Raw genomic sequence first — 10835 nt, 5'->3', positions numbered from 1 at the left:
ATCTGAAGGGCAGGTTGCCTACGCGTTACTCACCCGTTTGCCACTAGGCTAGGAAGAGCAAGCTCCTCTTCGCCCCGTTCGACTTGCATGTGTTAAGCACGCCGCCAGCGTTCGTCCTGAGCCAGGATCAAACTCTCCAAAAAATTATTTTGAAGAACCTGAATGGCTCTTAAAGTTTCTAGAATTACCTTTTAATAAAGGAATTTTATAGTTTTGCACAAACTATTATGTATGTTTACTGTTTATAAAAACAGTACCATCATCTGGCTTGAATCATGTGTGCATGATTCTTGTTGCATTGTTTAGTTTTCAAAGAACACTCTGCTTTCTCAGAAGCATTTGCTTCGTGAGTCAGCTTCTATATAATATCGCGAAGATACTTTAATGTCAAGCACTTTTTGATATTTTATTTTTTGTTGCCCGCTTCACTTTTCCAAAGTGCTTAACGGCGACAACATCGATAATATTACTATCTTTTACCGACCTTGTCAACTCTTTTTTACCCAAGTATTTAAATTCATATTCAAATTGCTGTCTGAAAGGTGTACTGTGGAGTTCATCAGCTCCACAGTTAAGCCCTCATTGTAGGCTGTTACAAGGTTCACTGCAGTATTATCCTGGCGTATACGCCACATATTTTTTAATGGCATCCCCAAAGCATGGCAAAGCAATGTCCTTATTACGCCGCCATGGGCAGCAATAACTAATGTCTTATCCGGATTTTCCTTAATCAGAGCTTCCATTTTGCCAGCTGCCCGTTTCTGAACCTGTGAAAAGCCTTCCCCATCCGGGCAGGTCAGTAGATCAGGCCTGTTAAATAACAAATCATGCTCCTTTGGCCACTGGGCATGAATCTCATCATAAGTAAGCCCCTCCCATTTTCCAAAGCTGATTTCACAGAATTCAGGACAAGTTTCCACTGGTAGAGAAAATGCTGCACCAATAGCCTCAGCCGTTTCTTTGGCGCGAACCAAAGGGCTTGAGTATATTGCATCAACCTTTTCTATAGGAAAATTATCCGCCAGCATAGCCGCCTGTTTTCTGCCCACTTCACTAAGTTCAATATCCGCCTGCCCCTGATATTTTCCCAATTTATTCCACACTGTCTGACCATGTCTTACCAATATAAGTTTTGTCATGTAGTCACCTTCCTAGTTTTTTCCGCCAATACCTGCCTGATTGCCGTTACCAGCTTTTCATTTTCATCCATCAGTCTGACAGCAAATCGGACATGATAATCATCCATACCCGGATAATTACAGCAATCCCTTACTAGAATCCCCTTGTCACCCATAGCCTTTACAAATTCGGTGCTGGTCATACCAGTTCCCTCAACACTCACTAATATAAAGTTTACCGAAGGCTTATATACCCTCAGCCCCTCTATGGATGATAGGGTCCTATACAAATAATCAATACATCCCGATATAATCTGTCTGGAATCAATCTGGTAGGTTTTATCTTTTAAGGCTGCCACCCCTGCCATCTGGGCCAGAAGATTTACATTCCATGGGTCCCTGCCCGGCTCCATTTTGCCCATAAGTTCACTGTTGGCCACGCCAAATCCCAGACGCAATCCCGGAATAGCAAAAAACTTTGTCATGGAACGGAGTACCAAAAGATTTGGGTATTTTCCTACCAGGTCCATAACAGTATAGTCATTATCACTGGATAAAAAGTCCAAAAAGGACTCATCCACCAAAACATCTGTCCCGAACTTTGCTGCCTTTGCAATTATCATTTCCAGATCATTTCTGGTTATCAGCTCGCCAGTTGGATTGTTGGGATTGCCCATTACCACAGCATCTACCTTGGGCAAAAGCTCCATCAAAGCTGACCTGTCCAAGGTGAAATCCTGCTCCTTAGCCATATAGAGTCTTTCAATATGGCAATTTGCCGCCATGGCCGCCCTTTCATATTCACTGAAGGAAGGCACGGGAATCAAAACATTTTTAGGACTGCGACAATGGAAATAAATATACATTAATTCCACAGCACCGTTCCCCAAAATTACCCTATCCGCATCAATACCATAATGCACAGAAATAGCCTGCTTCAGCAATGTCCCTGCAGGATCAGGGTAGTGAACCAGGCTCTCCATATTGTCTATTATTGATTTTTTTATACTCTCTGATAGTCCCAGTGGGTTAATATTAGCGCTGAAATCCACAACCTCAAAATTGCGGACCCCAGCGCTATACACATTACCACCATGTTCAAAAGGCTTCATGCTTGAAAAAACATCCTTACAAATTATCTCTGTCTGATAATCCAGCCACCTGGTATCAAACGCTCTGTTTCAAAATATTCCATGTGTGGGAACTTCGCCTCCACAGCCTTGGCAATGTCCAGCACCTTGCGCATTGACTCATCAGGCTTAAATAGTATTCCCAGCATTGTGCCGCTGTGGGCCACATTTACTCCAAGAGCACCCTGACTCTGAGCGAATTCAATGATTTCCTCCAGCTGTGGTTTCTCCACGACTTTCTGGTTTGCACGAGCACTCATGGTAGCCACTCTAGCTATATTTTCCGGAGAAAAATCCTTTTTCAGAGAATCCACGGCCTCCAATAATTCTGCCGGACTATTTTCATTACCATGATTTTCTGAATAATCGGAATGAAGCTCAATTGTGTTTACTGTACCACCGGTATCAAACATTGCGATTATCATCTTTGGCACCGGTTTATAGCTCTCAATTAGCTTGCCTGTCATGTAGTCCATCTGAACCACACCAGGATAGAACACACCGTCAGTTGGCTCAATACCAGCTGCCAGCTCTGCCACTTCCTCTGGCTCCAGCTCATCATCAATTGCAGTTGCCACAGCCTGTATAACAGCTACAATATCCGCTGTGCTGGCTGCCATCCCCTTGCCGGTAGGAAGCTGTGACTCCAAAGCCAAACCAAGTGGAAACTCCGTAAATCCCATATACCCCACCGTGTTTTTCAGCGCTGCACGAGCTTTCTTGCCCAAACCAGTCTTCGCAGAGGTTCTTTCTGTTACTAATGCTCTAGAATATAGACCTATTGGACATGTAACCAAAAATGGCTGCCCGTCTCTCCAACCCTGGGCAATTTCACCACAGGATCCAGGTACTAATACTTCTAATAACATATATATCTCCCCCTCTTAAAAAGGTATTTTACATGTAAATGCAATCATAACAAGCAACTCGCACAGGGTGCACACTGCACCATAAACGTCGCCGGTGACTCCCCCTATTTTTTTAGTCACAAAATTGCAAAAACACGTTGTAAACAAAAGTGATACAAGAACTGCTATTAGTGCGTTGATTCCCCACGGGAGAACCAATGCCAGCCCGTATAAGAAAACCACCCCCAAGGTTCTCTTATTAGTATATTCGCTAAATGCCTTTCCCATTCCTTCTTTTCTCGCATAAGGATAAATAGTTATGGTAAAAACCATCATCATTCTGGATATAATCGGCATCACGAAAAGTGCTGCCGGCAAGGCTTCCACCGGCACATCGGAAACGGCTCCATACTGAAACATCATTAACAGCACGAAAGCCACTACTCCAAAAGCACCAGTACAGCTGTCCTTCATAATCTCCAGCATTCGTTCCCTATCCCTGCCGGAAAATATACCATCCACCGTATCCATAAAGCCATCACAGTGAATACCGCCCGTCAGAATAACCGGCATTGCCACAAACAATACATTTAAAAGATGATGTGGCAAAATTACACCAAGCTGCGGAAGCAAAACAGTAGACAACCAGGCCACCAGGGCATATATACACCCCAATACCGCCCCCACCAGCGGAAAGTAACGAACACTTTTACCAAAATCTTCTTCCGTCCAAACCGTCTGCTTAACAACACATATACGGGTCAAAAATTGCAACCCGATAAGAAATGCCTGCATTTACAGCACTCCCATACTACAAATCACAAAAATTATATGACATATTATCAAAAACAAAATCGCATCCGTATACATCAGACGAATTGTCTTCATAATATGGTCAAATCCTATCTCTTCAATGGGGTCACCCATATATTCCCGAAAATGTACCTTGCCAAAGTAGGAATTGAAGCCCCCCAAACGTATATGAAGGGCGCCAGCCACAGTGGCTTCAGCCCATCCCCCATTAGGGCTAGGGTGCTTGGAAGCATCCCTTCTGAGAATTTTCCAGGCTTTTTTGCCGTCATAGCCCAATATAAATGCCGATACCACAAACAACAGGCCTGTTATTCTTGCGGGAATATAGCCTAAAACATCATCCGCTCTGGCTGCCACCCGACCAAAATAGATATATCTGTCGTTCTTGTAGCCCACCATAGAATCCATGGTATTAACCGCCCTATAAAGGAAGGCCAACGGCACACCTCCTATAGCAAAATAAAATAGTGGTGCAATAATGCCGTCTACCGTGTTTTCCGCTATAGTTTCAATGGTAGCCCTGGAAACCTCCCCTGGTGTCAGCTCTTCCGTATCCCTTCCTACAATCCAGCCCACCTTGTATCTGGCGTTATCCAAGTCATCTGCAACCAGATAGCCATAAAGCTCCTTGCCGGCTGCCGCCAAGCTTTTCGGTGAAATTGTAAAGCTAAGAAAAAAAGCCTCTATAAGGGTTACAACGTATATATTATCTAACATTTTTACTAAATTCATTATACCATTTACTACAGCAAAGGTGAATAGCAAAACCAAAACAACCAGGATTCCTCCAAGCACCAGCTTTTTCTTGTCACTATCCTCTTTACCGTAGAGCATCCCCTCAATTCCCGCTATGAGGTTGCCAATAAGCGCCACAGGATGTAGCTTGCTTCTAGGATCCCCCATAACCGCATCAATAAAGAATGCCAATATAGCCGTTATCATTAATTATTCTCACCCATTATTTCCATCAGTTTATCCATGTCCAAATGCTGCTCTACAATATCTGCCAGGCGTTCATAGCTTTGCTGCTTTTCTGCCATAACATTTCTGGTGTTTTCCAGTGGCTCCAAGCCCTTGGTAACACGCACAGCATTCAAAACGCTTCGTCTAAATTCGTCATTATCAAAAACACCATGAATGTAGGTGCCAAAAACATTGCCCTTGGCACATGCAGTACCCTCAATGCTGTTGCATTCCGTGCGGCTCCGTTCTTTTATCACAAATGGATGACTGTCGGATTCCCTTGTAAAATCCGTCTGCCCCATGTGAATTTCATAGCCTGCCAGATTGCCGGCACTGATACTTTGTCCCATAAAGCCAAGATTATTGCAATCTGCCTTCACCTGGGAGGTGAGCTTCTTTTCGGCAAACAGGGTGGTCATCCCCAGAAGGCCCAGACCATCTACTTCGTCATTATCCGACTCAGTATGATGAGGGTCCATAATCCTTTCACCCAGCATCTGATAGCCACCGCAAATACCAATAACAGCCTTCCCCGTCTCAGCATGCTTTTTTATCAGCTGGCCAATACCGGATTTTTCCAAATACAGCATATCCTCAGTAGTATTCTTACTTCCCGGAAGCATTACAATATCCGGGGTACCAAAATCTGTGGCATCCTGCACATAATATAATGAAACATCACCTTCATTGGACAGAGCATCAAAATCTGTAAAATTGGAAATTTTTGGTGTCTGAATTACGGCAATCTTAATATCTCCATCAGTAGGCACAGCCTGCTTATCCTGGAGGGAAACTGAATCCTCGTCATCAATTCCCATCTTTTCAATATGAGGCACTACACCCAGAACCGGCTTGCCAGTCCTTTTCTCCAAAAACTCCAGGGCAGGAGTAAGAAGACTTACATCACCACGGAACTTATTAATAACAAGCCCCTTCACCAAATCCCGTTCATCCTCATCTAATAGCTCCAAGGTTCCCACCAGAGAAGCTAACGCACCGCCTCTGTCAATGTCTGCAATTAAAAGAACAGGGGCATTCAAATACTTTGCTACCCGCATATTCACAATATCATTGGCCTTCAGATTGACCTCAGCGGGACTGCCTGCACCTTCAATAACAATGGTATCATAATCCCTGTCAAGGCGCCCCAAGGCCTCCTTTACTGCCTCAAAGGCCTTCAAGGAATAGCCCTGATGATATTCCTTGGCAGACATATTGCCCACTGGCTTTCCCATAATAACCACCTGAGAACAGGAGTTACCCGTTGGCTTTAAGAGTACAGGATTCATATCAACCATAGGCTCCATACCCGCAGCCTCAGCTTGTGCCACCTGAGCACGGCCCATTTCATCACCATCTCTGGTAACATAAGAATTCAGGGCCATATTCTGGGCCTTGAAAGGCACCACCCGCTTGCCCTGTCTATAAAAAATACGGCAAAGTGCCGTGGTCAATATACTTTTTCCCACATGGGATGAGGTTCCCATGCACATAATCTTCTTTGCCATTACTATCCCCTTATATAAAAAACAAACTATATGCTTTCAGCAATCTTCTTTATATCCACCGGAATTCCGGACACCACCAAGAAAACCTTTTCTGCCACCTCTGCCAGCATCTGATTGGCAAGGCCAGCCAAATCCCTGTACTCTCTGGCCAGACGATTATTTGGAACAATTCCCGAGCCCACCTCATTGGTAACAATAACCACGGTGGCATCAGATTCCAAAATAGCTGTTATTAATTTCTTCAGCCTTTCAGTAACAATTTTATAATTGCCATCAAAATCATCTATATCCTTAACGGTGCTTAAAATATTGCTTACATATATGGTCATGCAATCAAACAAAAACATATCATATGACTTGCCCTGTTCACGGATAACCTCATGGGCACTATATGGTGACTCAAAGGTTTCCCACTCCGCAGGACGGCGTTCACGATGCAGCTTAACCCGATATTCCATTTCTTCATCGCATATTTTTGAGGTGGCGATATAGCCAACCTTCTTACCATACTTTGCCACATAGCGCTCTGCAAAGGAGCTTTTGCCACTTCTGGCACCGCCGGTAACTAAAATAATCTTGCCCATCTTTATACCTTATTTCTTCCTTCGATACTCAACGCATTTTTCAATAAAGCTGTCCGCTGCCTGAGGATAGCCTGCAAAATGCAAATGCAGATAAGAGCCCAGCACATTTCCGTTGCTGTAGCCGCCAAAATATTGGGAGCCATTTCTGGAGCGGGTAAACTTAAAGGCACGCTTAACCTCTGTATTTCCATCCTCTGCATCCTCAGTGGAAAAATGAAATTCGTGTCCCTTTATCACATCGCCCTTTTTACCCAAAAGTCCATCTGTCTGCAGCTCTGCGGAAACATAGCCCACCATCTGGAGTCGGCTGTTCATCTTTACACGACATGGGAGAATATCGCACATAGGGAATACTCTGCCTTCAAAATCCTCCATGGCCCTGCTCAAAAACATAAACCCGCCACACTCAGCGTATATCGGCATACCATCATGGGCTGCATTTTTTATACCTTCTATCAAAGTCCTGTTGGCACTGAGTTTATCCGCAAACATTTCCGGAAAACCACCGCCAAAAATCAAGCCATCCACCTGGGGTAGCTCATTATCACTAAGTGGACTGAATTCGATGATTTCCGCTCCCTTGGCCTCCAAAACGCGGATGCTTTCAGGATAATAAAAGGAAAACGCTTCATCTCTGGCAATACCTATACGCACCTTATGCTTGCCATTATCATTGAGCTCTTTGTCCTGAACCTTCATGACACCGGCACTTTTGCCAATACGGATAATCTCATCCACATCAATCTGGGAGGCCATGGCCTCACCCATGCGATTAATAATCTCCTGCTCCTGATTTTCCTCCACAGGCAGGAGCCCCAAATGACGCTCCGGCATAACGAGGCTATCATTACGGCGAACTGCGCCAAGCACAGGAATATCAAGCTCATTCAAGGCCTCACGTATTATTTTTTCATGGTTATCAGAACCAAGCCGATTAAGAATAACCCCAGCCAGCTTAACATCCTTGTCGTACATCTTAAAGCCCAAGGCCAAAGCTGCCGCCGAAGCTCCCATGGATTTACAATCAAGCACCAAAACAACTGGTGCATCAAGGCTTTTAGCAATTTCTGCCGTGGAGCTGATACCCTTCCTGCCCCCATCGTAAAGGCCCATAACACCCTCTATTACTGCCAGCTCAGCCTTGGAGGCAGAATTGGCGAAAACCTCTACCATTGTATCCATGGACATCAGCCAGGAATCAAGGTTGTGAGAAGGCTGACCGCTGGCCAGCTTGTGATATCCCGGGTCTATATAGTCTGGTCCAACCTTGTAGGGCTGAACCTTCACGCCCTTTTGTCTTAAAGCCGCCAAAAGCCCGGTGACAATGGTGGTCTTGCCGGAACCGCTCTTGGTAGCTGCTATTACAACTCTTGGAATAAGGCATTCCATTTATAACGCCCCTTAAACTTTATTACACACGCTCATTATCAATAATATACATAATGGCATTAATAACAGATGCTGCTATCGGGCTACCCCCCTTGGTACCCTCCACAGTCACATAAGGCACCATAGTATTCTTGGCAAGAGCCTCTTTGGAATCCGCTGCACCCACGAAGCCAACAGGAATACCAACAATCAGGGCCGGACGCAGATGTTCTTCCTCCACCATGCGCAGTACCTCAAAAAGAGCCGTAGGAGCATTGCCCACAGCAATAATTGCCCCGTCCAAATCCTTGCCAAAGCTCTGCATTGCCGCCATAGAACGGGTAATCCCCTTCTCCTTGGCCTCATTGGCAATCTCAGGATCAGCCACGCGACAGAACACCTCGCCGCCAAAGGTAGCCAGCTTGCGCTTATTAATACCAGTACGCACCATTTCCACATCAGTGTAAATATTGCATCCCTTCTTTATTGCTTCCTTACCGGCTGCAATGGCCTCTGGATGCAATCTGATGATAGGAGCATACTCCACATCTCCTGCTGCGTGAATCATACGGGAATAAACCTTGGTTTCTTCCTCGTTAAGATTAAGTCCCTCCAAGTGAGGTGCGATTATTTCCATACTCTTATTTTCTATTTCCATAGGTTTCTTGATAAAATCCATTCCAAAACCTCCATCGAAACATATAAACATTCTTTTCGGTTATTATTGCAACTGTCTAAATTATAACATATAAGCTACATATTACAAATGCCGACAGCCCAAGTCTGCCAACTATTGTAAAAGATTCCACATTGGGACTTACATCCAGATGTTATTCATATTTCTTGTGCTATAATATATTGTGTTGTAAAGGTTACAGCCTTACAATAATAATATTTTTTATATAAGGAGATTTTTATGAAAAAGAACTTATTACTGGTATCATTATTCGTAGTAGTATGCATGATTTGCACTGCATGCTCCCTGACCCGTGAAAAGGCCGATGTTGGTATCAAGAATCTGGCCACTGCCATGCTGCAGCTTGATGCAAAGGCTTTGAACAAGTATGACGATTCCATTAATGTGGAAGAAGACTTTATGAATGCCTTTGTACCTTCCTTCCAGCGCAGCTCCGGTGATTTGCTCACCAAGGATCAGGCCAGAAAAATCGGCAAGGAAATGGTAGCCAAGCTGGCTCAGCTTGAAGTGAAGTCCTCCACCATCGTTTCTGAAAAGGACGACGAGGCTGATGTAAAGATTACCTTCGAAAAGTATGACAGCAATGTACTGGTGGCTGATCCAACTGCTGAGGAAAGCAAGAAGCTCCAGGGGGCTGTTGGCTCCAAGGCTGCTCTCCAGGAGGCTTTGACAGATATTTTTGTAAACCGCTTACAGCGTGCGCCAAAGTCCGGCACTGCAGATATCACTGTAAAATGCAAGTACAACAAGGAAAAGAAGGTCTGGATGCCTACCGATATGGAAAAATTTGCTGAGGACCTCTACTCCAAGGCTTGGGAAATCAAAGACTAATTATCACAGCTAATTGAAAAGCCTCTCACTACCAATGTGGGAGGCTTTTTTAGTGGTTCATTTTTTCAATTTTGAAAAGGACCTTAGATACTCCTTCTGCTCTGCAGTCAGGCGTCGGCTTTCCACTGCCTTTTGAATGGTTTTACGGTGGGTCCAGTCCTCCAGCCTGTGCTCCTCAATGTAGCCAATGGTGGCTTTATACTGCTTGGCCAATGCTGTAGCAAAATACCATGCCGCCATCATGCGCACATAGTATTCCTCGGAATGAATTTTCGACACTTTGGCCAGATAATCCGGTTTAAATGCGTCATCCAGATAGAAGCTCATAAGCATTTCAATGCCAAAGCGAATAGTATAGGTTTCCTGACTATTGAGCCACTTATCAATATAAGTAAGCAGTTCATTCAAGTTCTTTTTAAAAATCTTTGGAGATATAAGGTCACAGGTGGCCCAATTGTCCACATAGGGCAAAAATGCTTCCAGCTCCCGAATCACTGCATCGAAATCCTTCATATTGGAAATGAGAAACCCATGCAGATTATTTTCTTCAATATATTTATGAGGTAAATCACCCATAAAAGCCTGGGCTTCCTCAAAAGGGATTTCCTTAGCCAGCTTTCTAAGATCCGGCACCCGCACCCCAATGATTCGATCCTTATCAATCCCCGGCACCAGCTTGGCATGAAAATCCCGATATTTCAAGTCCTGTAAAGCAAACAGCTTTTCTTGAATGTTCATATATGCACCTCAATAGCTTTTTATGCTAGCTGTTCTGATTCATAAGGTAAGGTCATATTATAAAGAGTTGTGGTTCCAATATCAATGTCTCCATCCAGCCAGACTAATACACCATCATCTACCGAAGCCGACATAAATACTTCTTGTATTTGCAGCTTTTGGTATTTGCCAAATTCAATACCGCGAACGACTTGATTCCACGCATCAGTTTATCAATATCCAACATAGAACTAAAAC

11 protein-coding genes and 1 rRNA gene are annotated in these 10835 nt (G+C 44.2%); 1 reads left to right on the top strand and 11 read right to left on the bottom strand.

Annotation, left to right across the window (positions count from 1 at the left end):
* The 10 genes from T355_RS0112990 to T355_RS0112945 form a co-directional block, all read right to left on the bottom strand.
* Positions 1 to 143 (bottom strand): 16S ribosomal RNA (locus tag T355_RS0112990); the annotation flags it as partial.
* 345 nt (positions 144 to 488) lie between these two features.
* The gene (gene cobC / locus T355_RS14530; RefSeq protein WP_051555590.1) at positions 489 to 1139 is read right to left on the bottom strand and encodes an alpha-ribazole phosphatase; all 651 of its coding nucleotides are present in this window, start codon (positions 1137 to 1139) and stop codon (positions 489 to 491) included.
* Positions 1136 to 2230: a threonine-phosphate decarboxylase CobD gene (cobD, locus tag T355_RS0112980; RefSeq protein ID WP_027398106.1), complete on the bottom strand. Its 1095-nt coding sequence runs from the start codon at positions 2228 to 2230 to the stop codon at positions 1136 to 1138. Before cobD ends, cobC begins: the two co-directional genes overlap by 4 nt.
* Positions 2231 to 2253: 23 nt before the next feature.
* The gene (locus tag T355_RS0112975; RefSeq protein WP_027398105.1) at positions 2254 to 3117 is read right to left on the bottom strand and encodes a hypothetical protein; all 864 of its coding nucleotides are present in this window, start codon (positions 3115 to 3117) and stop codon (positions 2254 to 2256) included.
* 15 nt (positions 3118 to 3132) lie between these two features.
* Complete coding sequence (cobS, locus tag T355_RS0112970; RefSeq protein ID WP_027398104.1) at positions 3133 to 3891, bottom strand: adenosylcobinamide-GDP ribazoletransferase; 759 nt, start codon at positions 3889 to 3891, stop codon at positions 3133 to 3135.
* Positions 3892 to 4851, bottom strand: coding sequence for an adenosylcobinamide-phosphate synthase CbiB (gene cbiB / locus T355_RS0112965; RefSeq protein WP_027398103.1), 960 nt, complete (start codon positions 4849 to 4851; stop codon positions 3892 to 3894).
* Positions 4851 to 6380: a cobyric acid synthase gene (locus T355_RS0112960; protein WP_027398102.1), complete on the bottom strand. Its 1530-nt coding sequence runs from the start codon at positions 6378 to 6380 to the stop codon at positions 4851 to 4853. The genes cbiB and T355_RS0112960 overlap by 1 nt, the downstream gene beginning before the upstream one ends.
* Before the next feature lie 26 nt (positions 6381 to 6406).
* Positions 6407 to 6964 carry a bifunctional adenosylcobinamide kinase/adenosylcobinamide-phosphate guanylyltransferase gene (cobU, locus tag T355_RS0112955; protein ID WP_027398101.1) on the bottom strand — a complete coding sequence of 186 codons (558 nt, stop codon included), beginning with the start codon at positions 6962 to 6964 and terminating at the stop codon, positions 6407 to 6409.
* Positions 6965 to 6973: 9 nt separating this feature from the next.
* Positions 6974 to 8353, bottom strand: coding sequence for a cobyrinate a,c-diamide synthase (locus T355_RS0112950; RefSeq protein WP_027398100.1), 1380 nt, complete (start codon positions 8351 to 8353; stop codon positions 6974 to 6976).
* Positions 8354 to 8375: 22 nt separating this feature from the next.
* Positions 8376 to 9011, bottom strand: coding sequence for a precorrin-8X methylmutase (locus T355_RS0112945; protein WP_027398099.1), 636 nt, complete (start codon positions 9009 to 9011; stop codon positions 8376 to 8378).
* 237 nt (positions 9012 to 9248) lie between these two features.
* Here T355_RS0112945 and T355_RS0112940 point away from each other — a divergent pair, with 237 nt between their 5' ends.
* Positions 9249 to 9860 (top strand): hypothetical protein, encoded by a 612-nt coding sequence (locus T355_RS0112940; RefSeq protein WP_027398098.1) that lies wholly within the window; start codon positions 9249 to 9251, stop codon positions 9858 to 9860.
* 57 nt (positions 9861 to 9917) lie between these two features.
* Here T355_RS0112940 and T355_RS0112935 read toward each other — a convergent pair whose 3' ends face one another.
* Positions 9918 to 10598, bottom strand: coding sequence for a DNA alkylation repair protein (locus tag T355_RS0112935; RefSeq protein WP_027398097.1), 681 nt, complete (start codon positions 10596 to 10598; stop codon positions 9918 to 9920).
* Between the last annotated feature and the right edge of the window lie 237 nt (positions 10599 to 10835).

Source organism: Anaerovibrio lipolyticus LB2005 (assembly GCF_000621545.1).
Taxonomy (GTDB): Bacteria; Bacillota; Negativicutes; order Selenomonadales; family Selenomonadaceae; genus Anaerovibrio; species Anaerovibrio lipolyticus_A.
The sequence above is the reverse complement of the archived record's forward strand: the minus strand, read 5'-3'. Positions and strand labels throughout refer to the sequence as shown.